The sequence below is a fragment of the Aeromicrobium stalagmiti genome (assembly GCF_013283745.1).
In the GTDB taxonomy this organism is placed as follows: domain Bacteria; phylum Actinomycetota; class Actinomycetes; order Propionibacteriales; family Nocardioidaceae; genus Aeromicrobium; species Aeromicrobium stalagmiti.
The window spans coordinates 157,112-183,978 of record NZ_JABSTZ010000005.1 but is presented as its reverse complement, the minus strand read 5'-3'; the positions used below and the strand labels follow the sequence as shown (position 1 = coordinate 183,978).

Sequence of the window (26,867 nt, the reverse complement as noted above, 5' to 3'; positions counted from 1 at the left end):
GCTGCTGACCGATCGCTACGAGCTCACGATGCTGCAGGCCACCTTGGCCAACGGCACCGCCGAGCGACATTCGGTGTTCGAGCTCTTCGCGCGACGACTGTCCGGCGGCCGCCGCTACGGGGTCGTCGCCGGGGTCGGGCGCGCGCTCGACGCCGTGGCGGACTTCCGCTTCGGTGACGCCGAGCTCACCTGGCTGCGCGAGGCCGACGTCGTCGACGCCGACACGATCGCCTGGCTGGCGGACTACCGCTTCTCCGGCACCATCTGGGGCTACCCCGACGGCGAGGTCTACTTCCCGCAGTCCCCCGTCATGATCGTCGAGGGGACGTTCGCCGAGTGCGTCATCCTCGAGACGGTGCTCCTGTCGATCCTCAACCACGACTCGGCGATCGCGACGGCGGCGGCCCGCATGATCACGGCGGCCGGCGACCGTCCCTGCATCGAGATGGGGTCGCGCCGCACGCACGAGGCGTCGGCCGTCGCGGCCGCCCGCTCGGCCTACATCGCGGGCTTCGCGGCGACGTCGAACCTCGAGGCCGGGCGCACCTACGGCATCCCGACGACCGGCACCAGCGCCCACTCCTTCACGTTGCTGCACGACACCGAGCGCGACGCCTTCGAGGCGCAGATCCAGGCGCTGGGTCCCGGCACGACCCTGCTGGTCGACACCTACGACATCCCCGAGGCGATCCGCACCGCGGTCGACCTCGCCGGCGACGAGCTCGGCGGCGTCCGGCTCGACTCCGGCGACCTGGTGTCGCTGGCGCGGACCGTCCGGCAGCAGCTCGACGACCTCGGCGCCATCCAGACCCGCATCACCGTCACGAGCGACCTCGACGAGCACGCCATCGCGGCGCTCGCCGTCGCCCCGGTCGACGGCTACGGCGTCGGCACCTCGCTCGTCACCGGTTCGGGCGTGCCGACCAGCGGCTTCGTCTACAAGCTCGTGTCCCGCGCCGACGACGGCGGCGAGATGGTGTCCGTCGCCAAGAAGAGCCAGGACAAGGTCTCGGTCGGCGGGCGCAAGCACGCCGTGCGCCGCCTCACCCCGGCCGGCCGCGCGCAGGCCGAGGTCATCGGCGTCGGCACGCCTCCCGCGCACGACGCCAACGACCGGCCACTGCTGGTCGAGCTGGTCCGTGACGGCGAGCGGGTCCACACCGAGTCGCTCGAGGACGCCCGCGCCCGCCTGAAGGCGTCGCTCGCCGAGCTGCCCGCCTCGGCCCGCCAGCTGTCGAAGGCCGACCCGGCGATCGACACGATCTACGAGGAGACCCCCGCATGAGCACAGCCCTGATCGTCGTCGACGTCCAGAACGACTTCTGCGAGGGCGGCTCCCTGGCCGTCGTCGGCGGTGCCCGGGTCGCCGCTGACGTAGCCGACCTGATCGCGTCCGGCACCTACGGGACCGTCGTCGCCACCCGTGACCACCACATCGACCCCGGCAGCCACTTCTCCGACACGCCCGACTTCGTCGACTCCTGGCCCCGCCACTGCGTCGTCGGCACCGACGGCGAGGAGCTGCACGCCCCGCTGACGCCACAGCTGTTCGCCGAGACCTTCTTCAAGGGCGAGTACGCCGCGGCCTACTCAGGCTTCGAGGGCGCCTCCGCGTCAGGCGTGGGGCTGGCCGACTGGCTCCGTGACGCCGGCGTCGACGCCGTCGACGTCTGCGGCATCGCGACCGACTACTGCGTCCGTGCCACGGCGCTCGACGCAGCGAGAGCAGGATTCAGCGTCCGGGTGCTCGAAGGTCTGACGGCCGCGGTGTCGCCCGACAACGTCCCCACCGTCCGCCAGGAATGGGCCGCGGCGGGCGTGTCCACGACCTGACCGACGGCGTTAGGTTGGACCGGTGAGCACAGCACCCACCGGCCTGCCCATCGACGAGACCTCGCGGGCCCGACTCGCGACCGACGGCCTGCGCATGGCGGTCGTCGACGCGACCGACCCCGCCGCCTACGAGGCGTGGCTGCGGTCCGAGAGCCGCGGCTTCCACGGCGACCAGCCGACGGCCGAGGTGCTGCAGCAGCGCCATGCGGGGCTGTCGGCCGATCGTCGCCTCGTCGGGGTCTTCGACGAGTCGAGCGCGCAGCCCGACCTGCCCGTCGCGACCACGATCTGCTGGCCGGCCGACCTCACCGTGCCCGGCCACCGGGCCGTCCCGGCGTGGGCCGTCAGCGGGGTCTCGGTCTCCCAGACCCACCGCCGTCGCGGCATCGCCCGTGCGTTGATGGAGGCCGAGCTGCGGACGGCCCTCGCGCTCGACCTGCCGGTCGCGATGCTGACGGTGTCGGAGTCGACCCTCTACGGCCGCTACGGCTATGCCACGGCCGCGCTGGCCCGCGACGTCACGGTGCTGACCCGTCGCGTGCGCTGGACGGGCCCGCAGCCCGCCGGCCGCGTGCACTTCGTGTCGGCCGAGCAGCTCCGCGACGACGGGCACGCCGTCGTCGAGCGGGTGCGGCTGGGACGCCCCGGCGAGATCTCCTACGACGGCCACCTCTGGACCCGGCAGCTCGGCCTGTCGGTCGACGACGACAACGCCAAGAAGCTCCGCCTCATCCGCTACGACGACGCGAGCGGCACGCCCCAGGGGTTCGCCGTCTATCACCTCGTCGGTGACGACACCGACTTCGCCGAGCACGAGCTCAAGCTCCACACCCTCGTCGCCGCGACGACCGACGCCTACGCAGGGCTCTGGCGGTTCCTGCTCGACATGGACCTCGTGACCAAGGTGTCGGCCCACCTGCGACCGGTCGACGAGCCGCTGCGGTGGATGATCGACGACTTCCGCGCCGTGCGGGTCACCGAGGTCGACCACCTGTGGGTGCGCATCCTCGACGTCCCCGCGGCACTGGGCGCGCGCACGTACGGCTCCCCCGGACGACTCGTGATCGCGGTGGACGACCCGCTCGGCCACGCCGACGGCACCTGGGCGGTCGACGTCGCCGACGACGGCGGGGCCACGGTCAGCGCGACCGACGACCCGGCCGACGCCACCATGAGCGTCAACGCCCTCGGCTCGCTCTACCTCGGTGGGGTCCCCGCCCGCACCCTCGTCGCCACGGGTGCGCTGTCCGGAGACGCAGAACGGCTCGACCGGATGTTCCGTTCCCCGGTCGAGCCGTTCCTCAGCATCTGGTTCTGATGCGGGCTACTTCACCCGCACCTTGACGGTCGGGGACGTCGACGACTTCGCGACGCTCGACCCGGCGTAGTACGCCTTGATGCTGCGGTTGCCGCGCTGCGTCAGCTTGATCGAGACGGACCGCGTGGAGCCGCTGACGAAGAACGTCTTGAGCACCTTCGACCCGTCCTTGATCGTGACCTTGCCCGAGGGCGTGAAGCCCTCGCCCGAGACCGTGACCTTGGCGGTCTTGGTCTGCCCCTTCTTCGCCGAGCCCGAGATGGAGAGCGACGTCTCCGTCGATCCCTTGGCGACGGTGAGGGAGAACGGGTTGCTGGTGCCGGCGCTGGTGAGCGCGTCGCCGGCATACTCCGCGACGAGCTGGCGGGCGCCGACCTTCAGGCCCGAGAGCGTCACCATCGCGGTGCCGTCCTCGAGCGTGCCCTGACCGAGGACCGTCGAGCCGTCCTTGATCGTGACCTCGCCGCTCGGCACGATGCCGGAGCCGCCTGCGACCGAGACCGTCGCGGTCGGCTTCTGCCCGTACGACGCGGTGGCCGCGGGCAGCGACAGGGTGGTCGTGCTCGAGAGCGAGTCGGCGAAGGCGTCCTTGGCCTGGCCCAGGCGCAGGAAGACCGTCTCGCCCGTCGAGTCCTTGAGCCCGTCGTTGTCGGTGACGCCGAAGAGCGCGCCGTCGGCAGCGATCGTGAAGCCTTCGAGCTTCTCCTGCGTCCAGCCGTTGGTGGCCCTCAGCTCGGGCAGGACGTCGATCGCGAGCTTCTTGTCGAGGATCGGCAGCTCGTCGCCCGCGGGGTCGCCCGCGGGGATGTCGACGGTGTAGATCCGCTTGTTGCGGGCGTTGGGACCGTTGAGCTTGTCGCGCTCGATGACCGCGAACGTGTCGTTGTCGACCGCGGTGATCTCGGAGAGACCGACCCAGTCGGCGCCGTCCCGCTTGGGGCTGTTCATCTCGTAGCCGTACCAGTGCCACGACTCGTCCTCGACGTCGTAGCGGCCGATGCGGGTCACGTTGTCGCCGTCGAGCGTCTCGGTCTGGTCGCTCACGTCGGTCCACAGCTGGCGCTGGATGACGGTCCAGACGTGCTCGCCGTCGGCATCCTGCGTGGCGGTGACGCCTTCCAGGCCCCAGTTCTTGACGTGATCGGTGATCTCCGTCGGCAGCGACACCGTCTCCTGGATCTCACCGGCGTCGTTGGTCCGGTAGATCTTGTTCGCCGCGCCGGTGGAGCCCTCGGAGGCCAGCCAGAAGCCGCCGTCGGGACGGGCGAAGAGGCCCTCGATGTCGAGGTTGGCCGGGGCTCCGCCCTGCGTGACCGTGAGTGCCGACGTGATGTGGGCGGGGGTCTGCGAGACGTCGACGGTGTAGATCTGCGCCGGCTTCAGGACCGTGTCCGCGGCCGAGTAGATCGTGTCGGCGTCGCCGGGCTTGGCGCTGAGTGCGCCGAGCGCGCTCCAGCCGACCGGGTTGCCGGCCACCTCGTCGGAGACGATCGACGGGAAGGTGTCCGGACCGTCGCCCAGCTCGTAGAGGCTGACGCTGGCGCGGACGTTGGCTGCCGCGTCGTCGGTCTCGCTCGAGACGGCCAGCAGGTTGCGGCCCGGGATCGGCAGGATGCCCTCGGGACCGTTGGTCGCCGGGAGCACCTGCTTGACCACCGGGGCGGCCGGGTTGCTGATGTCGTAGGCGGCGACGAAGTTGCTGCGCTCGGAGCCGACGAACGCATACTTCACGCCGTCGATCGTCGAGATCGCGAGGCCCTCGGGCTCGGCGCCCTTCTTGGCGGCGCGGTCGTCGTTGTAGAAGCCGTGCTTGACGGCGAGCTTCTCAAAGGTGTTGCCCGCGTCCCACGTGACGGTGCCGTCCGTGGCGCTGAAGACGGTCCAGCCCCGCGAGCCACCCTTCCAGTCGCCCTCGTTGGCGGTGGCGACGTGCGTGTCGTCGACCCAGCCGATCGAGTCGGGCTCGCGCGGGACGTCGGTGATCGTGTCCGTCAGCGAGATCTTGCCGTCCTTCTTGGCGTCGATGCCCGAGACGGTGACCTTGCCGGCGCTGAAGACCTTCTCGACCTCACGGGTAGCGAGGTCGATGATGACGATGCCGTTGTTCTCCTGCAGGGTCAGGGCGAGCTTGTCCTGGCCGTTGATCGAGACGTACTCCGGCTCGGGATCGGTCGGCTCGGTGATGCCCGCGTCGAGGAACGACTGCAGCGCCGATCCGTCGGGGTTCACCAGGTCGACCCGGTTCGTCTCCCAGTCGGCTGGCGCGCCGTCGAGGTCGACGACCTGCACGAAGCCGGCGGGCAGCTGCGGGAGATCCCCCTTGGCCTTGCCCGGCGGGGTCGCATCCTCGTCGCGCTGGTTCTCGATCGCGATCGCGGCGTAGTCCTCGCCCGCACTGATGTCGATCGAGTCGGGCTGGCCCTCCAGCGCGATGCTGCGGATCCGCTTGGAGTCCGACAGGCGGACGACGTCGAGGCGGCCCGAAGGGTTCGTGAAGCTGTCGCTGGTGTCGACCACGACGAGGACGTACTTGCCGACGACGGCCACCGACGTCGGCTGGTCGTCGGTGTCGCCGAGCTGGGCCAGCGACAGGCTCCCGGCGCCGACGGGCTGGTCCGGATCGCTGATGTCGAGGAAGCCGATCCGCTTGCCGAGGGCGTCGGTGTAGATCAGCGTCTTGCCGTCCTGGGAGACGTCCGAGATCTCGGCGACCGTGGCCGACGACGCGGCGACGTCCTTGGGAAGGTTCTTGTAGACCGGGTAGGTCGCGGTGCGGTGGAAGCTCTGCTCCGCGTCGGCCGTGGCACCGGTGGCGGGCAGGACGACTGCGGCCAGGGCACCGGCAGCGACGCCGACGAGCGCAGGACGGCCGATCGACCGCACCAGCAAGGACATGCGCGACGGGCGCGCGGGCAGGGGGAGGTGTGACATGGGGGCGAGCCTGTCGGCAGCAGCCGACCACTCGCCCACCGTCAGGTGAACGTCAGGCGACCCGCGCCCGAAGACTCCCCTGCCCGCAGCGCGGCCTCGCCGTCAGAGCAGCTCCTTGGCGAGCAGCTCGAGCGTGCGCTCACGGGCCGGCGCGGTGCGCGGGTCGGTGCCCCGACGCGCGGAGGCGACCGGGTTGACCATGACCTCGTCGACGCCGAACTGCTCGGCCAGGTCGCGCACCTGCTGCGCCGCCGACGCGGGCGAGCCCACGACAGCGCGCCCGAAGGCCGACTCGACCATCGCCTGCACCTGCGGGTGCAGCTGCTTGGCCTCGGCGTCCTCGACCAGGTCGAGCGCCGTCAGTGGCTGGCCGGTGCGCAGCTTGGCCATCATGTGCAGGTTGGGCAGCATCATGGCGGCGGCCTCTTCGTCGGTCTCGGCAACCGACGCGTTGACCGTCAGGAACGTGACCGGCTCGGGCGCCAGCTCGCTGGGCCGGAACTCCGAGCGGTAGACCGCCAGCGCCTCGGCCGTGCCCTGCCCGGAGAAGTGGTGCGCGAAGACGTACGGGAGGCCCTTGGCCGCGGCCAGGTGGGCGGAGTACATCGACGAGCCGAGCAGCCACATGCGCGGCTCGCTCGTGGCGCCGGGCGTGGCCTTGAGGACGTAGTCCTGTCGCGGGACGGCGACGCGCACGCCGTCGGCCGACATGAGGGCGACGACGTCGTCGAGGTACTGCGGGAACTTCTCGATGTCGGTGTCGTCACGCCCTGCCGCGCCCCGCAGGGCCATCGACGTGACCGGGTCGGACCCCGGGGCTCGACCGATGCCGAGATCGATGCGACCGGGGGTGGCGGCCTCGAGCAGGGCGAACTGCTCGGCCACGGCGAGTGGCGCGTGGTTGGGCAGCATCACGCCGCCGGAGCCCAGCCGGATCGTCGACGTCTGTGCGCCGAGCATCGCGATCAGCACCGGCGGGGACGTCGCCGCGACCGCCGGCATGTTGTGGTGCTCGGCGACCCAGAAGCGGGTGTAGCCGATGCGGTCGGCGACCTGGGCGAGCGACACCGTGGCAGCCACGGCGTCTCCCGTCGACTGGTCGGTCCGGACGGGAACGAGATCGAGCACGGAAAGCCTCACACGGGGGTCAACGCTCGACCCCCGTGGAAACTTCCCGGACGGTCCCGCCTCAGCGCCCTCAGCGCACGTTCAGCGCACCGGGGCTCGCGTGATCCAGTACTGCGCCGTCGCGGGGCTGGCGATGCCGAAGCGGGCGTTGACCGCGAACAGCGAGTCCTTCACGAGCGCGACGGTCGTCGGCACGTCGACGTCCGCGGCGAACTCGCTCCGCTCGATCGTGTCGACGAGCGTGCCGGTGCGGGCCTGGGAGCCGAGGCGCAGGACGGCGATCTTGTTGTCGCGGTTCTGCACCACGTACAGCGTCTGGTGCCGCCCCAGCTCGAGGCCGTCGCCGTTGACGAACGTCCGACCGCCGGTGTCGATCTGCCGGGTCGCACCCGTACGGGCGTCGATCCTGAACAGGAGCCCGGTGTTGCTCTGCACAGCCACGATCGTGCGGCCCGTGCTGACGATGCCGTTGAGGTTGTTGCCCGCGGCCAGCTGCAGGTCGCCGGTCAGCGGCCGCGTCGTCGCCCGGCTCGGATCGGGCAGTGCCTTGGTGCGGGTCGACAGCGGGACGACCAGCAGCTCACGGCTCAGCGAGTCGGTCGCATAGACGGCCGAGCGGGTGACCGTCAGGTCGTTGACGAAACGCGCACCCGTGCTCGGGAAGTCATACGTGCGGAGCACCTCGCCGGTGTCGGCGTCCTGCGCCCTGATCTGCTTGCCGGCGCCGCCTGCCACCCACACCACGTCACGTCGCGGGTCGTGGTCGACACCGACGGCGATGCGTCCCGGAGCGCCCGCGAAGGTCGTCCTCGTGCCGGACCGGAGGCCGATCTTGAGGATCGATCCGTCCGCCCGGGAGCCTGAGTAGAGGTTGCTGCCGTCGGTGGTGATGCCTTCAGGCAGCCACCCGTCGGGCAGCTCGATGCGGTCCGGCACCGCCGGCTTGTGGTCGTGCCGGTCACCGGCGGTCGCTGGTGCCGCGGTCACGGCGAGCGTGGCGGCGGCGACCGCCGCGACGAGATGGATGCGTCTCATGAGTCACTCCTGGGCTGTGGTCCTGGGGCTCTGGGTCGCTTCCATCCTGAGCGAGGGCACCAGGTGCGCAACCTCGAACGGCACGGGGCCGCGGGGACTTAGGAAAGTCTCAGGTCGGCGTCGTCCTGCGGCATCGTGGCCGGGAACGTGCCGAGCTTCTCGATCATGAACCCGCCCGGGTAGGAGCGGATGCGGCCGGTGTCGCGGATCGACATCGGTGCACGGCGAGGCGGCAGGAACCGCACCACCCGTCCTCGCGCGGCCAGCGACGCGTGTGCCAGACGCACCAGCAGCCGGGGAGGTCGGGGGTAGTCGAACGCCGCGCGCAGGTGGTCGTCGAGCAACGCGATGCTGAAGCGCCGCATCGCAGACCGCAGCGGTCGCGGGTAGTACGACACGAACAGGTCGAGGGTCGCGTCGGCGACGGCCCGCGCCTTGGCGTCGAAGACGTAGGTCTCTCGCTCGTAGTCGTCCATGAGACGCGCGAAGCCCTCGAAGTCGGCCGGTACGTGCTGGATGCCCATCAAGCGTCCGAGCCGCTGGTAGTAGCGGACGGCGGCGAGCTTCTCGACCTCGGAGAGCCGGCGCCAGCCGTAGCGCTCGTTCCAGCGGACGGGGGTCACGACGAACGTCGCCAGGACGTAGCGCATGTCGTCGTTGGAGATGTCATAGCTGCCGTGCATCTGGTTCATGCGGCGCACGCCCGCCCGGCCGTCGGGCGACTCGAGCCCCTCGGCGGCGATCGTCTCGAGCAGGATCGCGGTGTCGTCGTGCCGCTTCTGCACCGATCCGGTGAACTCCCCCGTGTCGAACAGCAGCCGGCCGATCGTCGGCACGGCGTACGTCCGAAAGAGCGCAAAGCTCAGCGACTGCTGGGAGTCCCACGGGAACTCGTGCATCGCGACGATCCGCGAGATCTCCTCGTAGTCGGTCTCGGGATCGAGCCGGGCGATCACCTGCTGCCAGTGGTCTCGCTTCATGCTCGGACCCTATCGTGACAGTAGAACTGTCACAATGGGTCAACGAGAGTTACCGTTTCGCCACGGGATCGATCCCCGCCCCCTAGGCTCCAGCGATGCGCTCCCACTCCCACCGCCCCGCCCTCCGGGTCCTGCTGCTCCTGGTCGCCTTCGTGATCGGCTCGTTCGCGTTCGCCCTGCCGTCGAGCGCCGCCGCTCGCGACACCGACGGCGACGGCCTGCCGGACTCGTGGGAGAAGAAGGGCAAGAAGGCGCCCGGCGGCCTCGACATCTACAAGCTCGGCGCCCGCTACAACCACAAGGACGTCTTCGTCGAGCTCAACTACACCGAGAAGATCCCCTCCCAGAAGGTGTCCTGCTCCGGCCTCGACATCCTCTACTCCGCCTTCGCCAAGGCGCCCGTCACCAACCGTGACGGCAAGAAGGGCGTGCGGCTGCACCTCGACGCCGGCAAGACGTGCAAGAGCCGCAGCTACAACCTCGGTGGCTCGGGCCGCATCAGCGCGGCGAAGGCCGCCGACTACCAACCCGACGGCTGCATCCACCCGTCGTCGTACGGCCTCTCGCCGAAGCGCAAGCCGGTCTTCCGCAACGGCATCGTCGCCGAGGACCTTGCTGTGTGCGGAGCCGCCGGCATCGCCAACCAGAACGACTTCGTCGTGCGGCTCAGGGGCGGCGGCAGCGACTGGTCGCTCGTGACGATGCACGAGCTCGGTCACATCTTCGGCATCGATCACGGCCCCGCCCGCGGCTTCGACGTCATGTCGGGAGGCGCCGTCCTGTTCGGCACCAACGGCACGACCCACGTCGTCGACTACCGGCGCTACACGATCGCCAGCATCAACGAGGCTAGCCTCGACGAGACCAAGGGCTACTCGACCGGGTCGGCAGCCGGCGACGCCTACCTGTCGAAGTTCTACGCGCCGCAGTCCTGCGGTGGGCAGGTCCGGCTCGTCGGCCGCGCCACCGGCCCCGTCGACTGGGACTGCTCCGGCGCACCGTTCTGGCAGCCGCCCTACGCGAGCTACATCAGCTCCGAGCCCGTGAGTGCCGACATCGACGGGGACGGGGCGATCACCGAGCTGCCTGCCCTCCCCGCCCAGTGGCCGACCGTGCTCAAGCAGCTCGGCAACGGCCGCGTCGGCGAGAAGGGCTAGAGCACCTCGCGGAGGAAGCCGACGATGTCGTCGAGGGCGCGGTCGGCCACCGGCACGACTCCCGGCAGGCTCATGAAGCCGTGGATCGCGCCGTCGTACTCGACGTAGCGGACCGGCACGCCGGCGGCGACCAGCGCATCGCGATATCTCGACCCGTTGTCGAGCAGGGGGTCCTCCTCCGCGGTGAGGATGAATGCCTTGGGCAGGCCGGCGTGCGAGGCGGCACGGATCGGGGATGCCCTGAAGTCCTCGGTGCCGTGCTGCTCACCGAGGTAGAGCCGGACGAACGCGCGCATGTTCTTGGACGTGAGCACGGGCGCGTCGGCGTTGCGGTCCTCCGAGGGCCATCGGTCGTACATCTCCACGCCCGGGTAGATCAGCACCTGCGCGCGGATCTCGGGCCCACCCGCGTCGCGTGCCAGGAGCGAGACGACCGCCGCCAGGTTGCCGCCGGCGCTGTCACCCATGACCGCGATGCGTGACGGGTTGATGCCCAGCTCGTCGGCGTGCTCCACGACCCACCGCACGGCGTCCCAGCTGTCGTCGACACCCGCTGGGAACGGGGCGTCGGGTGCGAGCCGGTAGGAAGGCGACACCACGACGACGCGGTTGCGGACCGCGATCCTGCTCGCCATCCATGCCGACTGCTCCGGGTTGCCCTGCACCCAGCCGCCCCCGTGGAAGTTGACGACGCACGGCAGCGGCCCGATCGCGTCCTTCGGCCGGTGCACCAGCGCACGCGAGCCCGAGCCGACCGTGATCTGCTCCTGCACCGCGTCGGGGTCGACCCGACCGAAGATGCGTCGTCCGATCGCCGACTGCTGCAGCTTGGCGCGCTTCGCGCGGTGGGCCGGCAGGTCGACGACGTCCTCGATGCCGGTCTCCGACAGCTTGAGCAGACGTGCGAACAGTCGCGTGCGAAGTGCCATGCTGCTCAACGGCGTGCCTTTCCCGGGGCGTCGCGGGGGTCGCGACACGTGCCCGTCGAGCCTACGCGAGACGGGTCAGCCGGAGGCCTTGAGCGCCCAGGCCCGGATCGCGTCGATGCGGGCCTGCAGCTCGTCGGACGACGCCTGCGCAGCGGGCGGTCCTCCGCACTGCGAGCGCAGCCGGCTGTGGGTCACGCCGTGCGGCGAGCCCGTGCGGTGGTGCCAGGCCCCGACGAGGGCCTGCAGCTCGCGACGCAGCTCACCGCGACGCGCGAACGCGACGTCGGCCGCGACCTGGGGCGCCGCGCCGGCTGCCTTGTCCTTGGCCCGCTTGGCCCGCGACGCCTTGAGCAGCTCGGCGACCTGGTCGTGGTCGAGCAGTCCGGGGATGCCGAGGAAGTCGAGCTCACCCTCGTCGTCCGACAAAGCGTCGTAGCCGAACTCGCCCCCGTCGTAGACGAGTCGGTCGAACGAGGCGTCGCTGGCCAGCGCCCTGTACTCGCCCAGCTGGTCGGACGCTCCCTGCTGCTCCTGCGCCTTCGCGATCATCTCGGCCTCGGCGGCGAAGAGATCGCCCTCGTCCTTGACCGGGCGGCCGACGACGTGGTCGCGCTGCGTCTCGAGGTCGGACGCCAGGGCGAGCAGGCGCGGGACACTGGGCACGAAGATCGACGCCGTCTCACCCTTGCGCCGCGCACGGACGAAGCGTCCGACGGCCTGCGCGAAGTAGAGCGGGGTGGAGGTGGTCGTGGCGTAGACGCCGACCGACAGGCGCGGGATGTCGACGCCCTCGCTGACCATGCGCACCGCGACCATCCACGGGTCCATGCCAGCCGAGAAGTCGGCAATCTTGGCGCTGCTTCCGGCCTCGTCGGACAGCACCACCGTCGGCCTGGCGCCGGTGATCTCCTCCAGCACCCGCGCGTAGGCTCGCGCGCTGTCCTGGTCGCTGGCGATGACGAGCCCGCCGGCGTCGGGGACGTCGCGGCGCACCTCCACGAGGCGCGTGTGGGCGGCCTGCAGGACCTCGGGGATCCACGAGCCGTTGGGGTCGAGGGCGGTGCGCAGCGCCTGGGCCGTCGCAGCCCGGTCGAGCGGCTCGCCGAGCCGGGCGGCCACCTCGTCGCCCGCACGGGTGCGCCAGTGCATCTGGCCGGAGTAGGCCATGAACAGCACCGGACGGACCACCCCGTCCTTGAGCGCGTGACCGTAGCCGTAGGAGTAGTCGGCGACGCTCTGCTTGGAGCCGTCGACCTGCGGTGCGTAGGTCACGAACGGGATCGGGTTGTCGTCGGACCTGAACGGCGTGCCGGTGAGGGCGAGGCGTCGGACAGCAGGCTCGCACGCCTCCTGCACGCCGTCGCCCCAGGTCAGGGCGTCGCCGGCGTGGTGCACCTCGTCCATGATGACCATCGTGGAGCGGTGCTCGATGCGCGCGCGGTAGGCGTTGGGGTTGACCGCGATGCCGGCATAGGTGACGGCGAAGCCCTGGAACCCCTGGCCGAGCACCCCTTGGCTGGGCAGTGCCGGGTCGAGCATGATGCCGATGCCCGCGGCGGCGAGGGCCCACTGGGTCTTGAGGTGGTCGGTCGGCGTCACGATGACGACCCGCTCGACGATCCCGCGGGCGAGCAGGTCGGCAGCGATCGTGAGGGCGAACGTGGTCTTGCCGGCGCCGGGCGTCGCGACGGTCAGGAAGTCGCTCGGTTGCTTGCGCTGGTAGAGGTCGAACGCCTCTTGCTGCCAGACCCGGAGGCGCTGGCTACGCGTCACCCGAGCCGTCCCCCTCGTCACCCTTGTCGAGGCCCTCCCAGATGTCCTTGCACTCCGGGCAGATCGGGAAGCGCTCCGGATCACGACTGGGGGTCCAGACCTTGCCGCACAGCGCGATGACCGGGTTGCCCATGACCATCGCCTCGGTCAGCTCGTCCTTGGGGACGTAGTGCGAGAACTTCTCGTGATCGCCCTCCTCCGTGCGCTGGTCGACGCGCTCGTCGGTGCGCTCGTCGAGTGCCGTCTGCGAACCACGTTGGAAGAAAGCCACGTCGGGAGTCTAACGAGTGAGGACTGACAAGTCCTAGTTCGCGGACGGGTCGTCAGGGAATGTCGTCCAGAACCTGACGTCGTCCTGCTGGCGTCGCAGGACCTCTCGCCACAACGTCTCCGGCTGGGGCGAGATGAGATCATCGTCACGCGCGTCGACGACCAGCCACGCCCCCTCGGCGAGCTCGGCCTCGAGCTGGTCGGGCCCCCACCCCGCATAGCCCGCGAAGACCCGTAGGCCCGACAGCTCGCCGTGCACCGGCAGCGGTCCGTCGAGGTCGACGAGACCCACCCGGCCGGCCATCTGCCGCCAGCCCACCGGCGGTGCGTCGTCCGCGACGACGCCCAGCGCGAGGGCCGAGTCCATCGCGACCGGACCACCGTCGAACAGGCAGACCGGAGCGTTGACGAGCCCCGCCCAGTCGGGCAGGACGTCGTCGACGTCCGACTCCAACGGCCGGTTGACGATGACGCCGAGGGCGCCGTCGGCGTCGTGGTCGAGCAGGAACACGACGCTGCGCAGGAACGGTCCCGACTCGATGGCCGGGGTGGCCACCAGCAACCGGCCGCGCAGCGTGTCCATGGTCTCCATGATGCCCCTCCCCTCCATGCCGTGCGGGGATTGCGGCACACCCTATGCTTCGTGCATGGCCGACGACCCGACCTCAGGCGAGGAGCTCACGATCGACGAGCTCGCGTCGCGGGCTCAGATGACGGTCCGCAACGTGCGCGCGTACGCCGCCCGGGGCCTGATCGAGGCCCCCCGGCTCGCCGGCCGCACCGGCTACTACAACCGCGAGCACCTGCAGCGCCTCCAGCTCATCCGGCAGCTGCTCGAGCGTGGCTTCACGCTCGCGGCGGTCGAGAAGGCCATCCAGAACGCCCCGCACCACGCGGCCGGTCACACGCTCGACCTCATGACGATCCTCGACCTGCCCGACAACGACGGCGACGAGATCATGGCCCGCGAGGACCTTGCGGCGCTGGCCGGCGTCGAGCGCGACGACGCCCTCATCGAGTCGATGGTCGGGCTCGGCCTGGTCGAGAAGCTCGAGGGTGACCGGGTCCGTCTCGTCGAGCCGGCGGTCGTCCGGGCGGGCGCCTCGGCCGTGACGCTCGGCCTGCCGCCCGAGAGCGTCATCGAGCTGTTCCCCCTGCTGCAGTCGCACCTGCGGATCATCGCCGACACGTTCGTGCGCGAGGTTGCCAACGAGCTGATCCAGCCGTTCGTCGACAAGGGACTGCCCGAGCACGACTGGCAGCGCATCATCGACGTGATCGACGGCCTGCTGCCGATCGCCAGCCAGGTGACGCTCGGCATCTTCCGCTCCGAGATCCGAAAATCGATCGACGTCGAGGTCGGCGAGCAGATCGCGGGCATCGCCGCGCGCCTCGCCTAGTCCAGATGTCCCGGCCGGGGCTCGCCCGGCCAGAGACGCACCGACCCCGACCGACGCCACCGGGAGGGAGGGAGGTGGCGCCGACCGGGGTGGTCGGTGGGACGAACGGGTCAGGCAGCGATGACGCTGCGCAGACGGGCCATGAGGCCCGGACGCGCGACGTCCTCGATCTGGACCGGTCCGTGCTCGGCCAGCGACTCACGAGCGGAGTCCTGGATGAGCTGACCCCGGGCCGCGAGGTCCGGGTGGAAGGTGGGGACGCCCGCGGAGGCGGCCAGGTAGCCGAGCTCCTTGGCGAACGCCTTGCGGAGGGCCGGCTCGTCGCGGTGGGCGTCGAGCAGGGCCCGGACGCCGGGCAGCTCGGACGCGGTGTTGACCCACGCCGTGACGGCCACGAGCTCGGGGTCCTCCTCGCCCTCGGAGATGAGACGGTCCATCTGGCCGCTGAGGCGCTGGAACCAGGTCATCTGGAGCTCGAAGAGCAGGTCGGTGTCGGTCGGGAAGGCCAGACGGCCGTTCTCCGTGGAGTCGATCAGATCGGTGAGCGTGATGTCGCGCTGCAGGTCAGCAACGGCGAGCATTCCGCGGAGTGTTTCCTTGCGACGGTTGTAAGCATCCCAGGTCATGGTGTGCTCCTTTCTGTTCCGTCGAATCGAGGGTTCCATACCCTCGGTACGTACTCTCAGTATGTTGGAGACCCGGAGTATTGGCAAACCTCCGGTATGTGATCCGTGGCACGAGATCCGCATCACCGTAGACTTGGACCCATGTCCCATCCAGCACGCGTGACGAAGACCGTCCTGCGCACCGCTCGCAAGACCTCCAAGACGTCGCGTCGGCAGGACTACTCCTCCAGCACCAAGCGGGCTCTGCTCGACAGCGCCACCGCCCTGTTCACCGATCACGGCTACGCCGGCACGTCGCTCGACGAGGTCGTCGCGGCTGCCCGCGTCACCAAGGGCGCGCTCTACCACCACTTCCCCAGCAAGCTCGCGCTGTTCGAGAACGTCTTCCTGCGGGTGCAGGAGTCGACGACCGCCGACATCGAGAAGGCGATCAGCTCGTCCAAGGACCCGTGGGAGCGCGCGCAGATCGGCCTCGAGAAGTTCCTCGAGGTGTGCCGCGAGCCGCAGTTCCGCCGCATCTGCATGCAGGAGGGACCCGTCGCCCTGGGGCACGAGCGCTGGCAGGAGGCCGAGAAGGCCGCGTCCTACGGCATCGTGCAGGGTGCCGTCGACGACCTGCTCACCGATCTCGGCGGCGTCGAGCAGCTCGGCGAGGCCTTCACCGCCGTGTTCTACGGGGCCATCCGGTCGGCGTCGGAGTACGTCGCCGACGCCGAGGACCCCGATGCCGCCAGCGACGACGTGCAGGCCACGATCAGCGCCCTGCTCGGCGGGCTGCGCCTGCTGCCGACGGTCGGCTGACCGCCTCGACCGAGCGCCTCCTGCTCAGCCGACGTTGACCGAGCCGGCGTCCTTCGGGACCAGCTCGAGGAACACGCGACCGGGATCGATCGTGAAGGGAGCACCGTCTGCGGTCTCGAACGTCAGCCCCTCCTCCAGGCTCGGCTTGCGCCACGTGACGCTGGTGACCTCGTCGCCGCGGAAGACCTTCGCCTCGCCGCTGCCCTCGAACACCGTCTCCGGCACGGGGTTGCCGGCCGGATCGGTGTAGCCGGCGTCGCCGACGCGGCAGAACAGCACGATCATCGTGTCGGCGGCAAAGTCCTTGCCCGCCTCGGCGTGACCGTTGGTGCGCATCCACTTCTTGCCCTTGAGCGCCCACGACGTCGCGGTCGAGTTGGAGAAGCGCACCGTCGCGGTGGTCGCCTTCTTGGCAGCCGACGGCGCCGTCGCCGATCCGGTCGGCTCGGGGGTGGCCGTGGCCTTCGCGGCCTTCCTGGGCGTCCACGGCAGGTAGGGGCCGTTGATCGTCGTCCGCTTCGCCGACTTGTTGACGGTCTTGAGATTGATCAGGCGGTTGTAGGGCCGCACCTTCAGCGGGTCGCTGCTGAACCCGGGCGAGCCGGCGTCCTCGGAGAACACCGTGATGCCGGCCTTCTCGACCTTGTTGTAGGCGCCGTTGGCGCCACCCGACGCGACGATCTGACCGCCGACCGGGCCGGCGATGCCGATGTCGCTCGTCCGCAGCGACCGCACGTGACCGACCTTCTCCGGCAGGGCTGAGTAGTAGAACGCCGCCAGCCGGGTGAGGCCGCCCTCGACGAGCTCCTCGAGCATCATGTCGGCGCGGTCGAGGCCGTACTGGGGCGATCCCCCGGCGGTGTTCTCGATCTTGACCACGAACACCGGGTTGTCGGGACGTCCCTTCGTCATCGCCCTGCCCGTCAGCGGGGAGATCTCGACCAGCTTCTCGGCCGATCCCTGGCTCGCGTCGGGCGACGTCGGCTCCGGGGAGTCCGACGACGAGCAGGCGGCGAGGGCGATGCTCGCGGCAGACGCGACGACCAGGAGACGCAGGTTCATGCGGCCAGCATGCCCCATCGCGGGTCAGCCTCCGCGCAGGCGTGCCCTAGGCGTTCTTGGGCTTGCGGAAGCCGGCCGCCTCCGCCTCCTCGGGCGTGCGGAACCACACGTCGGCCTTGGTGCGCGCATAGGCCGGACTGTCCGGGGAGTGATAGATCATCGAGCTGGTCTTGCCCTTGATCGAGGGCTCGGGCTCCGATTCGGGCTCGGGGTCTGGTTCTGGTTCTGGCTCTGGTTCCGGCTCGGGTTCCGGCTCTTGTTCTGGTTCGGGCTCTGGTTCTGGCCTCTGCTCCGGAGCAGGTGAGGCGCCCTGCGCCTGCCGCTTGGCGCGCAGCTGCAGCTCGCGCACGAGCCACCCGAGGACGAAGCCGAGCAATCCAGCGAGGACCAGCCAGACGAGGATCTCGCCGATCGTGTAGGTCGACATGACTCAGCTCCCCCTCACGACGACGTCGTCGCGGGCCGCTGCGACGTCCACGTCACCGGAGTCGACCGCGAGCCCGTCGACGACGTCGAGGTCGGGCAGGGCGGAGGCCACGAGGTCCAGCACGTCCCGGCGCTCGGCCCTGCTCCCGACGGTGCCCCCGATCTCGACCGTCCCCCGGCCGTCGATCCCGAGCACGAGGTCCGTGACTCCTGCGAGATCGCCGAGCAGGTCGGGCAGCGCCGCGACCCACGGCTCCGCGGCCACGGCATCGTCGACGGCGAGGTCGCCCGAGACCGTAGCCTCGAACCCGAGCGACGCGGCAGCCTTGATCTCGGCGGCGGCGTCCGGGTCGGGCACGACCCCGCCGATGTCGACGAGATCGCCCTGGCGCGTCAGCTCGATCGTCGCGCGGTCGAAGACGGGCGGTCGCGCCTCGTCGTCGCGCCGGTCGTCGCGGTCGCGGGCGATGCGGGCCCACCGCACGCCGCGGACGTCCTCGACGACGCCCTGGGCCTCGCGCAGGTCGGCCGAGCTGCCGCCGCTGAGCACGACCTCGCGGCCGTCGACGTCGACCAGCACGCCATCAAGACCGGCCGAGACGAGAGCCTTCTCCGCAGCCGGCTGCAGGTCGCGGGCGGTCGCAGACGACCCGAGGACCGCACCGAGGGCCACGACCACGACGAGCCCGACAGCAGCGAGCAGGGCCAGCCGCCGCACGGAGGTGTCCGACACGTGCCGTCCCCTTTTCGTCGAACGCAGCGAGACATCAGCCTAGCGTCACGGAGCAGGCCGCCGGCCACGGTCCCGAGCGGTTGTCCGACCCTGCTGGGACGATGGAAGCATGTCCGACCCGCTCGAGAGATTCGCGCCCGCGACCCGGGCGTGGTTCGCCGAGTCCTTCGACGCTCCGACCCCCGCACAGGTGGGCGCGTGGCAGGGCGTGGCCGGCGACGAGCACGTGCTGGTCGTGGCGCCGACGGGATCGGGCAAGACGTTGGCGGCGTTCCTGTCAGCGATCGACCGGCTGATGCACGCGGGCGAGTCCGAGGGCACCCGCGTCCTCTACATCTCGCCGCTCAAGGCGCTCGCGGTCGACGTCGAGCGCAACCTGCGCTCGCCACTGGTCGGCATCACCCAGGCGGCGGCCCGGCGCGGCGACGAGTTCCGCGAGGTGACGGTGGGCGTGCGCTCCGGCGACACGTCGCAGCGCGACCGACGCGCCCTCGTCAGCCGTCCGCCCGACATCCTCATCACGACGCCCGAGTCGCTGTTCCTGATGCTCACGTCCGCCGCGCGCGAGACCCTGCGCAGCGTCGACACCGTCATCATCGACGAGATCCACGCCGTGGCCGGCACCAAGCGCGGCGCCCACCTGGCGCTCTCCCTCGAGCGGCTCGATGCGCTGCTCGAGTCGCCGGCCCGTCGCATCGGGCTGAGCGCGACGGTCCGCCCGCACGACGAGGTGGCCCGGTTCCTCGCCGGGTCGAGCCGGGTCCAGGTCGTGGCGCCCGAGTCACCCAGCCGGCTCGAGATGCACGTCGCCGTGCCGGTCGACGACATGACCAACATCCCGGCACCGCCGCGCGACGAGGGCAGCGGTGCGCGCTCGGTCGACGACACCGATGGCGGTCAGCCGCGCGGCAGCATCTGGCCGCACGTCGAGGAGGCCGTCATGCAGCGGGTGCTCGAGCACCGCTCGACGATCGTCTTCGTCAACTCCCGCGGTGTCGCCGAGCGACTCACGGCCCGTCTCAACGAGGCCTATGCCACCCACCTCGGCTCCGACGAGACCGCACCCCCTGCAGGCCGCTCCCCCGCCCAGGTCATGGGAGGCAGCGCCCAGTCCGAGGGCGCCGAGGCCGTCCTCGCCCGCGCCCACCACGGCTCGGTCAGCAAGGAGCAGCGGTCCCTCATCGAGGACGAGCTCAAGTCGGGCCGGCTGCGGTGCGTCGTCGCCACGTCGAGCCTCGAGCTCGGCATCGACATGGGCGCGGTCGACCTCGTCATCCAGGTGTCCACCCCGCCCTCGGTCGCCAGCGGCCTGCAGCGGGTCGGCCGCGCCGGCCACCAGGTCGGCGAGCTGTCGCGCGGCGTCATGTTCCCCACCTCCCGGCAGGACCTCCTCGGCTCGGCCGTCACGACGTCCCGCATGCAGCAGGGCATGATCGAGCGGCTCGACATCCCGGCCAACCCGCTCGACATCCTCGCCCAGCAGACCGTCGCCGTCACCGCGCTCGAGAGCATCGACGTCGAGGAGTGGTTCGACACGGTGCGCCGCAGCGCCCCATTCGCGACGCTGCCCAGGTCTGCCTACGACGCGACCCTCGACCTGCTCTCGGGCCGCTATCCCTCCGACGAGTTCGCCGAGCTGCGCCCGCGTCTGGTGTGGGACCGCGACGCCGGCACCCTGACCGGCCGCCCGGGGGCGCAGCGCCTCGCAGTCACCAGCGGCGGCACGATCCCCGATCGCGGCATGTTCTCGGTCAACATCGCCGCGGGCACCGAGGAGACCGGCTCCCGCAAGGTCGGCGAGCTCGACGAGGAGATGGTCTACGAGTCGCGCATCAACGACGTCTTCGCCCTCGGGGCCACCAGCTGGCGCATCCAGGAGATCACCCACGACCGCGTCATGGTCACCCCCGCCTTCGGCCAGCCTGCCCGGCTGCCGTTCTGGAAGGGCGACGCCGTCGGGCGCCCCTACGAGCTCGGCGAGGCCATCGGCACCTTCGTCCGCGAGGCGTCCGCGCTCGCACCCGAGCAGCTCGCCGAGCACACCGCGGCGCTCGGGCTCGACCGACGGGCGGCCGACAACCTCGGCACCTACCTCGCCGACCAGAAGGCCGCGACCGGCCAGGTGCCCTCCGACCGCACGCTGCTGGTCGAGCGCTTCCGCGACGAGCTCGGCGACTGGCGCGTCGTGCTGCACTCGCCGTTCGGCCGGCGGGTCCACGCCCCGTGGGCGCTGGCGGTCGCCGCCCGCATCGTCGAGCGCTATGGCATGGACGGGTCGGTCGTCGCCAGCGACGACGGCATCGTCGCCCGCATCCCCGACACCGAGACCGAGCCGCCCGGTGGTGACCTCTTCGTCTTCGAGGCCGACGACCTCGACAAGATCGTCACCGAGGAGGTCGGGGGCTCGGCGCTCTTCGCCTCGCGGTTCCGCGAGTGCGCCGCCCGCGCCCTGCTGCTGCCACGCCGCAACCCCGGCTCCCGCGCTCCGCTGTGGCAGCAGCGGCAACGCTCGGCCCAGCTGCTCGACGTCGCCCGCAAGTACCCCTCGTTCCCGATCCTGCTCGAGACGGCCCGCGAGTGCCTGCAGGACGTCTACGACCTTCCCGCGCTCACCGCACTCACCCGACGCATCGCGTCGCGCGAGGTGCAGATCGCCGAGGTCACCACCGAGCGCGCGTCCCCCTTCGCCCAGAACCTCCTGTTCGGCTACGTCGCGGCCTTCCTCTACGAGGGCGACACGCCGCTGGCCGAGCGTCGCGCGTCCGCCCTGACGCTCGACCCGACCCTGCTCGCCGAGCTGCTGGGGCGCGCCGAGCTGCGCGAGCTGCTCGATCCCGACGTCCTCGAGCGCACCGAGCTCGAGCTGCAACGACTGACCGACGACCGACGGGCCAAGGACCTCGAGGGCGTTGCCGACCTGCTGCGCATGCTGGGGCCACTCACGCTCGAGGAGGTGACGGCCCGCGTGCAGCCCGATGTCGCGGCCGACGCCGCGGCGTGGCTCGACGAGCTGCGCGACGCCCGACGCGCGATCGAGGTCTCGATGGCCGGAGAGATCCGCTGGGCAGTCGTCGAGGACGCCGGACGCCTGCGCGACGCCCTCGGCGTGGTCGTGCCGCTCGGCATCTCCGAGGCCCACCTGGAGTCGGCTGCCGACCCGCTCACCGACCTGGTGTCACGCCACACCCGCACGCACGGACCGTTCACGACCGAGGAGGTCGCCGCCCGCTTCGGCCTCGGCACCGCGGTCGTCCTGCAGGTGCTGCGCCGGCTCTCGCGCGACGGCCGGCTCACCGAGGGCGAGTTCCGGCCGCACGCCACGGGCAGCGAGTGGGTCGAGCCCGGCGTCCTGCGCCGCATCCGGTCGCGATCGCTGGCTGCCGCCCGGCAGCAGGTCGAGCCCGTCGACCCCGGCACGTTCGCCCGGTTCCTTCCGTCGTGGCAGGGGGTCGGTGGCACGCTGCGCGGCACCGACGGCGTGCTCACGGCGATCGACCAGCTGGCCGGCCTGGCCCTGCCCGCGTCTGCCTGGGAGTCGCTCGTCCTGCCGGCGCGCGTGCGCGACTACTCCCCCTCGATGCTCGACGAGCTGACGTCGGCCGGTGAGGTGGCCTGGTCTGGTGCCGGCACCCTGCCCGGCAACGACGGCTGGGTGCAGCTGCACCCGGCCGACTTCGTGCTGCGCGCTGCCGGCGCTCCGCCGCCCGCCGACGAGGGACTCCACGCCGCGATCACCGAGGCCCTCGACGGCGGTGGCGCCTTCTTGTTCCGTCAGCTGGTCGACGCCCTGGGCAGCGACGGCAGGAATTCTGACCAGCCTGCTCCGCCCGATCACACCGCGGTCGCCGAGGCCCTCTGGGACCTCGTCTGGAGCGGGCGCGTCAGCAACGACACCTTCGCGCCGCTGCGCACCCTGGTCGGACGCGGTGGTGCCCACCGGACGACTCGTCCGACGCCGCGCGCCCGCATCCACGGCCGGCGCACCCGGTCTCCGCGGGTGGCTCTCCAGGGACCGCCCACCGTCAGCGGACGCTGGTTCGCGCTCACCGAGACCACTGGCGACGCCACCGCCCTGCAGCTCGCCCGCACCGAGGCCCTCGTCGGGCGCTACGGCGTGGTCACCCGTGGATCGGTCATGGCCGAGCAGACGCCGGGCGGCTTCGCCGGGGTCTACCGCGTCCTGCGCGAGCTCGAGCAGACCGGATCGGTCCTGCGCGGCTACTACATCGAGACGTTGGGCGCCGCCCAGTTCGCGGCGACGTCGACGGTCGACCGCATGCGCGCCCACGCGACCGACGACGAGCGTCCCACCGACGCCGCCGCGCTCACGCTCGCTGCGACCGATCCGGCCAACCCCTACGGCGCGGCGCTGGCGTGGCCCGGACGTGCCGCCGACGACGAGTCGGCCCGGCACCGACCGGCCCGCAAGGCCGGCTCGCTCGTCGTCCTGCACGACGGACGGCTCGTGGCCTACCTCGAGCGGGGCGGCAAGAAGGCCCTCGTCTTCGACGACGATCCCGCGCGTCTCGCGGCAGCCGCCGCGTCGCTGGCCTCCACCGTCCGCGGCCGGCGCATCAGCCGGCTCACGATCGAGACCGCCGGGGGCCAGCCCGTCGCCTCCACGGCGTTCGGCGAGGCTCTCCTCGAGGCCGGGTTCGAGCGCACGATCAAGGGGCTGCGTCTCGATGCCTGAAGGTGACACCGTCTGGCGCACTGCCCACCACCTGCACGAGGCACTGGCCGGGCGCGAGCTGACCCGCACCGACTTCCGGGTGCCGGCGTTCGCGACGGTCGACCTGTCGGGCCAGGTCGTCGACGAGGTCGTCAGCCACGGCAAGCACCTGCTGATCCGCACCCCGACCCACTCCATCCACTCGCACCTGAAGATGGAGGGCGCGTGGCACGTCCAACGTCTCGGCACCGACTGGCGACGCCCCGGCCACTCGGCGCGCGCGGTGCTCGACAACGACGAGTGGCAGGCCATCGGCTACTCCCTGGGCGTCCTCGAGGTCCTGACGATCGACGACGAGCACACCGCGACAGACCACCTCGGACCCGATCTCCTCGGCCCGCACTGGGACGTCGACGAGGCCGTCCACCGCGTGACGGGTGAGCCCGACCGACCGGTCTTCCTCGCCCTCATGGACCAGCGCAACCTGGCCGGCTTCGGCAACGAGTACGTCAACGAGCTGCTGTTCATCATGGGGCTCGCCCCGCACCGCCGGGTCGGCGACGTCAGCGACGTCCGACGGGTCATCACCCGCGGCCAGCGGATGCTCGACGTCAACAAGTCCCGGGTCGAGCGGTCGTTCACGGGCAGCACGCGCGCCGGCGAGGAGCGCTGGGTCTACCGCCGTGAGCGCGGCCGCTGCCGCCGGTGCGGCACCCGGCTCCGCACCGACCAGCTGGGCGACCGGCCCACCGCCGAGCGCAACATCTTCTGGTGCCCCCACTGCCAGACCTGATCGGGTCAGGCGCTGACGGCGACCCTCTTCGGTCCGAAGACCATCGCCTCGTCGAGGTCGGTCTTCTTCATGTCGCGCGAGTCGAGCAACCAGTTCTGCCGGATCGTCCACGGGGTGCTCGAGCCCTGCTGCGGCAGGATGTCGGCGACCCGGGTGACGTAGCCCGACGTGAGGTCGAGGATCGGCGCGGCCTCGTCCGAGGCGCCCCGCGGATCAGGCATGCCGAAGGCGTGCCCCTGGGCGTCGAGGTGGTTGATGAACCGGCAGACGTACTGCGACGACAGGTCGGCGCGCAGGGTCCACGAGGCGTTCGTGTAGCCGACGCACCAGGCGAAGTTGGGCATGCCGCTGAACATCAGCCCCTTGTAGACGTAGAGCTCGTGCGGGTCAATCGCGCGCCCGTCGACCTCGAACGAGATCTGCCCGAGCGCGACGACCTGCAGTCCGGTCGCCGTCACGACGATGTCGGCATCGAGGTGCTCGCCGGAGTCCAGGTCGATGCCCGTGGGCGTGAAGGCAGCGATCGTGTCGGTGACGATCGACGCCTGGCCGCGGCGGATCGAGCGGAAGAGATCGCCGTTGGGCACGATGCACAGGCGCTGGTCCCAGGGGTTGTAGCGCGGCGTGAAGTGCTTCATGTCCGTCCCGTCGGGCAGCTGCTTCTTGGCGCGGCCGAGCAGCACCTTCTTCGCAGCGTTCGGGAACCGTCGGCAGAACAGGTAGAAGCCGATCGCGACCATCGCGTTCTTGCGCCGGACGGCGCGGTGCGCGATCTTCGCCGGCAGCACCTTGCGCATGCCGTGGGCCAGCTTGTCCTCGGCAGGGAGGGTCGTGATGTACGTCGGCGAGCGCTGCAGCATCGTGATGTGCTCGACGTCGTCCGCCATCGACGGGATGAGGGTGACGGCGGTCGCGCCGCTGCCGATCACGACGACCTTCTTGCCGGCGTAGTCGAGGTCCTCGGGCCAGAACTGCGGGTGGACGACCTGGCCCTCGAAGGTGTCCCGTCCCGGGAAGTCGGGCGTGAAGCCCGTGTCATAGCTGTAGTAGCCGCTGCACAGGTAGAGGAACGACGCCGTCTGCACGACGGACTCGTCACCCACCGACGAGGTCACGGTCCACCGGGCGTCCTCGGACGACCACGATGCGCTCTGCACGCGGTGACCGAAGCGGATGTGGTCCTCGATGCCGAACTCGTCGGCGGCCTCGGCGATGTACGTCCGGATGTCGTGGCCGTCGGCGATCGACTTCTGGTTGGTCCACGGTCGGAACGGGAAGCTCAACGTGTACATGTCGGAGTCCGATCGGATCCCCGGGTAGCGGAACAGGTCCCAGGTGCCGCCGACCGCGTCGCGTGCCTCGAGGATCGCGTACGACTTGCCCGGGCACTGCTCCTGCAGCCGGTAGGCCGCGCCGATGCCGGACAACCCTGCTCCGACGATGATCACGTCGACGTGCTCTGCCACCATGATGAGCCTTTCGCATACCGTTGGTATGCGAACTGTAACGCAGAGTAACCGCCGCGACCATGGGTGGCGACCCCCGTGGTTGTGCATCGGCTCTAGGATCACTGTCATGACTGCGCAGACCGTCGACACGGACACCGACCTCGGCACGGACGATCCGTCCTACCGGGGGCTCGGCTGGTTGATGACGATCGGAGGCGCCATCGGGCTGTTCTCCGCGGCCGTCCTGATCGTCGAGAAGGTTCACCTGCTCGAGAAGCCGAAGCAGGCACTCAGCTGCGACATCAACCCCATCGTGGGCTGCGGCAACGTCATCAACACCGACCAGGCGTCGGTGTTCGGGTTCCCCAACCCGCTGATGGGCGTCGTCGGGTTCTCGATCGTCGTGACGCTCGGCGTGCTGCTGCTCGCGCGGGTCACGCTGCCCGCGTTCATCTGGCTCGGCCTGCAGGTGGGCGCCCTCTTCGGCATCGGCCTGGTGACTTGGCTGCAGTACCAGAGCATCTACAACCTCAACGCCCTCTGCCCCTACTGCATGATCGTGTGGAGCGTGACGATCCCGATCTTCATCTGGATCACGGCCCGCAACCTGGTCGCCTTCGCGCCCGGCAACCCGGTCGCCCGCTTCGTCGGCGACTGGACGCTGCTGATCACCGTCCTCTGGTTCGTCGCGCTGATCGCTGCCATCTATTTCAAGTTCGGCTTCGACGTCTTCGCCTAATCTGTCCCCATGAAGCTCGCAGTCCTCGGCGGATTGACCGTTGCCCTCGGCCTTGCCCTGACCGAGACCGGGCTCATCGCGATCGGTGCGTTCTGGGTGCTGCTCGGCCCGGTCATGCGTCTGCACGGTCGCCGGGTGCTCGCGCTGAAGGGCGGCGACGCGGAGCTGGTCGTCGATGGCAAGCCGGTCGTCGACGCTCGGACGTTCGCCGTCGGCACGCTGCTCTGGTTCGTCCTGGGCGCGCCGTCGCTGCTGGTCGGCCTGCTCGAGCTCGGCATCACGTCCGACCACACGCAGTGGCGGTGGCTCCCGCTCGTCGTCGGCGCACTGGCACTCGGCGTCGGTGGGATCAGCGGGGTCCTCTACCTGCTGGGCACGGCGGTGTCCGCGAAGGCACAGCAGTCACCGCGGCCGACCACCCCCGCCACGATCACGATCCGTTCCGCCGCCGAGACCGGCACGTTCATCAACGAACGGCCCCGCCTCTCGCTCGAGCTGCTCGTCGAGCCTGAGCCGGGCTCCGCCATGGCGGCCTACGAGGTGACCAAGCTGGCCACGGTGCCCTACACGGCCCTGGGATCGCTCGGCGTCGGCGACGGCTTCAGGGCGCTCGTGCACGGGCCGGACCGCCCCACCGTGATGGACATCCACTGGGACCAGCCCATCGCCGGCCGCGCCACAGGCGCCTCGTCCGGCGAGGTTCCGGCCAGGCTGGCCGAGCTGGACGAGCTGCACAGAGCCGGCCAGGTCAGCGACGAGGAGTACCGCGCCCAGCGCGAGCGCATCCTCGGATCGCTCTGACGTCCGCGGCCA

General features: G+C 70.7%; 23 protein-coding genes. 10 read left to right on the top strand and 13 right to left on the bottom strand.

The genetic code is table 11. The features are described 5' to 3' along the window. Window positions 1-28: 28 nt before the first annotated feature. The 3 genes from HQK15_RS17400 to HQK15_RS17390 are packed head-to-tail and all read left to right on the top strand — an operon-like array spanning window position 29 to window position 3,151. The gene (locus HQK15_RS17400; protein ID WP_254451159.1) at window positions 29-1,285 is read left to right on the top strand and encodes a nicotinate phosphoribosyltransferase; all 1,257 of its coding nucleotides are present in this window, start codon (window positions 29-31) and stop codon (window positions 1,283-1,285) included. Then, the gene (locus HQK15_RS17395; RefSeq protein ID WP_173492772.1) at window positions 1,282-1,833 is read left to right on the top strand and encodes an isochorismatase family protein; all 552 of its coding nucleotides are present in this window, start codon (window positions 1,282-1,284) and stop codon (window positions 1,831-1,833) included. The genes HQK15_RS17400 and HQK15_RS17395 overlap by 4 nt, the downstream gene beginning before the upstream one ends. Window positions 1,834-1,855: 22 nt before the next feature. After that, window positions 1,856-3,151 (top strand): GNAT family N-acetyltransferase, encoded by a 1,296-nt coding sequence (locus tag HQK15_RS17390; RefSeq protein WP_217361803.1) that lies wholly within the window; start codon window positions 1,856-1,858, stop codon window positions 3,149-3,151. A 6-nt stretch (window positions 3,152-3,157) separates the two neighbouring features. On the opposite strand, the gene HQK15_RS17385 is transcribed toward HQK15_RS17390, so the two are convergent. The 4 genes from HQK15_RS17385 to HQK15_RS17370 all read right to left on the bottom strand — a co-directional run bounded on the left by HQK15_RS17385 (window position 3,158) and on the right by HQK15_RS17370 (window position 9,225). Beyond that, entirely contained in the window at window positions 3,158-6,082 is a 2,925-nt protein-coding gene (locus HQK15_RS17385) for an esterase-like activity of phytase family protein (RefSeq protein ID WP_217361802.1), read from the bottom strand. A gap of 102 nt (window positions 6,083-6,184) precedes the next feature. Beyond that, window positions 6,185-7,210 carry an LLM class flavin-dependent oxidoreductase gene (locus HQK15_RS17380; protein ID WP_367649236.1) on the bottom strand — a complete coding sequence of 342 codons (1,026 nt, stop codon included), beginning with the start codon at window positions 7,208-7,210 and terminating at the stop codon, window positions 6,185-6,187. An 81-nt stretch (window positions 7,211-7,291) separates the two neighbouring features. After that, entirely contained in the window at window positions 7,292-8,245 is a 954-nt protein-coding gene (locus HQK15_RS17375; protein WP_173492770.1) for an NHL repeat-containing protein, read from the bottom strand. 98 nt (window positions 8,246-8,343) lie between these two features. Continuing rightward, window positions 8,344-9,225, bottom strand: a complete 882-nt coding sequence (locus tag HQK15_RS17370; RefSeq protein WP_173492769.1) for an oxygenase MpaB family protein — start codon at window positions 9,223-9,225, stop codon at window positions 8,344-8,346. A 95-nt stretch (window positions 9,226-9,320) separates the two neighbouring features. On the opposite strand from HQK15_RS17370, the gene HQK15_RS17365 reads away from it, so the two are divergent. Then, on the top strand, window positions 9,321-10,382 hold the full coding sequence (locus HQK15_RS17365; protein WP_173492768.1) for a hypothetical protein: 1,062 nt from the start codon (window positions 9,321-9,323) through the stop codon (window positions 10,380-10,382). Here HQK15_RS17365 and HQK15_RS17360 read toward each other — a convergent pair. The 4 genes from HQK15_RS17360 to HQK15_RS17345 all read right to left on the bottom strand — a co-directional run bounded on the left by HQK15_RS17360 (window position 10,379) and on the right by HQK15_RS17345 (window position 13,946). After that, window positions 10,379-11,311, bottom strand: a complete 933-nt coding sequence (locus HQK15_RS17360) for an alpha/beta hydrolase (protein ID WP_173492767.1) — start codon at window positions 11,309-11,311, stop codon at window positions 10,379-10,381. The two genes, HQK15_RS17365 and HQK15_RS17360, sit on opposite strands and share 4 nt — an antisense overlap. 75 nt (window positions 11,312-11,386) lie before the next feature. Further along, complete coding sequence (locus tag HQK15_RS17355; RefSeq protein WP_217361801.1) at window positions 11,387-13,084, bottom strand: DEAD/DEAH box helicase; 1,698 nt, start codon at window positions 13,082-13,084, stop codon at window positions 11,387-11,389. Continuing rightward, window positions 13,074-13,355 carry a DUF3039 domain-containing protein gene (locus HQK15_RS18705; protein WP_173492765.1) on the bottom strand — a complete coding sequence of 94 codons (282 nt, stop codon included), beginning with the start codon at window positions 13,353-13,355 and terminating at the stop codon, window positions 13,074-13,076. The genes HQK15_RS17355 and HQK15_RS18705 overlap by 11 nt, the downstream gene beginning before the upstream one ends. A gap of 33 nt (window positions 13,356-13,388) precedes the next feature. Beyond that, a complete protein-coding gene (locus HQK15_RS17345; protein ID WP_173492764.1) occupies window positions 13,389-13,946 on the bottom strand; it encodes a YqgE/AlgH family protein in 558 nt (185 codons plus the stop codon). 55 nt (window positions 13,947-14,001) lie between these two features. On the opposite strand from HQK15_RS17345, the gene HQK15_RS17340 reads away from it, so the two are divergent. Further along, a complete protein-coding gene (locus HQK15_RS17340; RefSeq protein ID WP_173492763.1) occupies window positions 14,002-14,754 on the top strand; it encodes a MerR family transcriptional regulator in 753 nt (250 codons plus the stop codon). Window positions 14,755-14,864: 110 nt separating this feature from the next. Here the strand turns inward: HQK15_RS17340 and HQK15_RS17335 are convergent, their stop codons facing one another. Continuing rightward, window positions 14,865-15,380: a hypothetical protein gene (locus tag HQK15_RS17335; RefSeq protein ID WP_173492762.1), complete on the bottom strand. Its 516-nt coding sequence runs from the start codon at window positions 15,378-15,380 to the stop codon at window positions 14,865-14,867. A 141-nt stretch (window positions 15,381-15,521) separates the two neighbouring features. On the opposite strand from HQK15_RS17335, the gene HQK15_RS17330 reads away from it, so the two are divergent. Beyond that, entirely contained in the window at window positions 15,522-16,181 is a 660-nt protein-coding gene (locus HQK15_RS17330) for a TetR/AcrR family transcriptional regulator (protein ID WP_173492761.1), read from the top strand. Between the two features lie 24 nt (window positions 16,182-16,205). Here the strand turns inward: HQK15_RS17330 and HQK15_RS17325 are convergent, their stop codons facing one another. From HQK15_RS17325 to HQK15_RS17315, 3 genes are read right to left on the bottom strand one after another with little or no spacing between them, the layout of a single operon-like run. Further along, window positions 16,206-17,243, bottom strand: coding sequence for a DUF3048 domain-containing protein (locus tag HQK15_RS17325; RefSeq protein WP_173492760.1), 1,038 nt, complete (start codon window positions 17,241-17,243; stop codon window positions 16,206-16,208). Between the two features lie 46 nt (window positions 17,244-17,289). After that, entirely contained in the window at window positions 17,290-17,670 is a 381-nt protein-coding gene (locus HQK15_RS18325) for a sunset domain-containing protein (protein ID WP_217361800.1), read from the bottom strand. Between the two features lie 3 nt (window positions 17,671-17,673). Then, the gene (locus tag HQK15_RS17315; RefSeq protein WP_173492759.1) at window positions 17,674-18,402 is read right to left on the bottom strand and encodes a hypothetical protein; all 729 of its coding nucleotides are present in this window, start codon (window positions 18,400-18,402) and stop codon (window positions 17,674-17,676) included. A gap of 109 nt (window positions 18,403-18,511) precedes the next feature. On the opposite strand from HQK15_RS17315, the gene HQK15_RS17310 reads away from it, so the two are divergent. After that, on the top strand, window positions 18,512-23,095 hold the full coding sequence (locus HQK15_RS17310; RefSeq protein WP_173492758.1) for an ATP-dependent helicase: 4,584 nt from the start codon (window positions 18,512-18,514) through the stop codon (window positions 23,093-23,095). Further along, entirely contained in the window at window positions 23,088-23,867 is a 780-nt protein-coding gene (locus HQK15_RS17305) for a DNA-formamidopyrimidine glycosylase family protein (RefSeq protein ID WP_173492757.1), read from the top strand. The genes HQK15_RS17310 and HQK15_RS17305 overlap by 8 nt, the downstream gene beginning before the upstream one ends. A 5-nt stretch (window positions 23,868-23,872) precedes the next feature. Here the strand turns inward: HQK15_RS17305 and HQK15_RS17300 are convergent, their stop codons facing one another. Further along, a complete protein-coding gene (locus HQK15_RS17300) occupies window positions 23,873-25,336 on the bottom strand; it encodes a flavin-containing monooxygenase (protein WP_217361799.1) in 1,464 nt (487 codons plus the stop codon). A gap of 106 nt (window positions 25,337-25,442) precedes the next feature. On the opposite strand from HQK15_RS17300, the gene HQK15_RS17295 reads away from it, so the two are divergent. Then, window positions 25,443-26,054 carry a vitamin K epoxide reductase family protein gene (locus tag HQK15_RS17295; RefSeq protein ID WP_173492755.1) on the top strand — a complete coding sequence of 204 codons (612 nt, stop codon included), beginning with the start codon at window positions 25,443-25,445 and terminating at the stop codon, window positions 26,052-26,054. 9 nt (window positions 26,055-26,063) lie between these two features. Next, window positions 26,064-26,855 (top strand): SHOCT domain-containing protein, encoded by a 792-nt coding sequence (locus HQK15_RS17290; protein WP_173492754.1) that lies wholly within the window; start codon window positions 26,064-26,066, stop codon window positions 26,853-26,855. The last annotated feature ends 12 nt before the right edge of the window (window positions 26,856-26,867 follow it).

What these genes read in the sequence shown, in the direction of transcription:
- HQK15_RS17295 (WP_173492755.1), top strand. Translation starts at nt 25,443, where the DNA reads ATGACTGCGCAGACCGTCGACACGGACACCGACCTCGGCACGGACGAT.
- HQK15_RS17310 (WP_173492758.1), top strand. Translation starts at nt 18,512, where the DNA reads ATGTCCGACCCGCTCGAGAGATTCGCGCCCGCGACCCGGGCGTGGTTC.
- HQK15_RS17370 (WP_173492769.1), bottom strand. Translation starts at nt 9,225, where the DNA reads ATGAAGCGAGACCACTGGCAGCAGGTGATCGCCCGGCTCGATCCCGAG.
- HQK15_RS17305 (WP_173492757.1), top strand. Translation starts at nt 23,088, where the DNA reads ATGCCTGAAGGTGACACCGTCTGGCGCACTGCCCACCACCTGCACGAG.
- HQK15_RS17345 (WP_173492764.1), bottom strand. Translation starts at nt 13,946, where the DNA reads ATGGAGACCATGGACACGCTGCGCGGCCGGTTGCTGGTGGCCACCCCG.
- HQK15_RS17400 (WP_254451159.1), top strand. Translation starts at nt 29, where the DNA reads ATGCTGCAGGCCACCTTGGCCAACGGCACCGCCGAGCGACATTCGGTG.
- HQK15_RS17340 (WP_173492763.1), top strand. Translation starts at nt 14,002, where the DNA reads ATGGCCGACGACCCGACCTCAGGCGAGGAGCTCACGATCGACGAGCTC.
- HQK15_RS17375 (WP_173492770.1), bottom strand. Translation starts at nt 8,245, where the DNA reads ATGAGACGCATCCATCTCGTCGCGGCGGTCGCCGCCGCCACGCTCGCC.
- HQK15_RS17395 (WP_173492772.1), top strand. Translation starts at nt 1,282, where the DNA reads ATGAGCACAGCCCTGATCGTCGTCGACGTCCAGAACGACTTCTGCGAG.
- HQK15_RS17365 (WP_173492768.1), top strand. Translation starts at nt 9,321, where the DNA reads ATGCGCTCCCACTCCCACCGCCCCGCCCTCCGGGTCCTGCTGCTCCTG.
- HQK15_RS17330 (WP_173492761.1), top strand. Translation starts at nt 15,522, where the DNA reads ATGTCCCATCCAGCACGCGTGACGAAGACCGTCCTGCGCACCGCTCGC.
- HQK15_RS17360 (WP_173492767.1), bottom strand. Translation starts at nt 11,311, where the DNA reads ATGGCACTTCGCACGCGACTGTTCGCACGTCTGCTCAAGCTGTCGGAG.
- HQK15_RS17325 (WP_173492760.1), bottom strand. Translation starts at nt 17,243, where the DNA reads ATGAACCTGCGTCTCCTGGTCGTCGCGTCTGCCGCGAGCATCGCCCTC.
- HQK15_RS17300 (WP_217361799.1), bottom strand. Translation starts at nt 25,336, where the DNA reads ATGGTGGCAGAGCACGTCGACGTGATCATCGTCGGAGCAGGGTTGTCC.
- HQK15_RS17290 (WP_173492754.1), top strand. Translation starts at nt 26,064, where the DNA reads ATGAAGCTCGCAGTCCTCGGCGGATTGACCGTTGCCCTCGGCCTTGCC.
- HQK15_RS17335 (WP_173492762.1), bottom strand. Translation starts at nt 15,380, where the DNA reads ATGACCTGGGATGCTTACAACCGTCGCAAGGAAACACTCCGCGGAATG.
- HQK15_RS17385 (WP_217361802.1), bottom strand. Translation starts at nt 6,082, where the DNA reads ATGTCACACCTCCCCCTGCCCGCGCGCCCGTCGCGCATGTCCTTGCTG.
- HQK15_RS18325 (WP_217361800.1), bottom strand. Translation starts at nt 17,670, where the DNA reads ATGTCGACCTACACGATCGGCGAGATCCTCGTCTGGCTGGTCCTCGCT.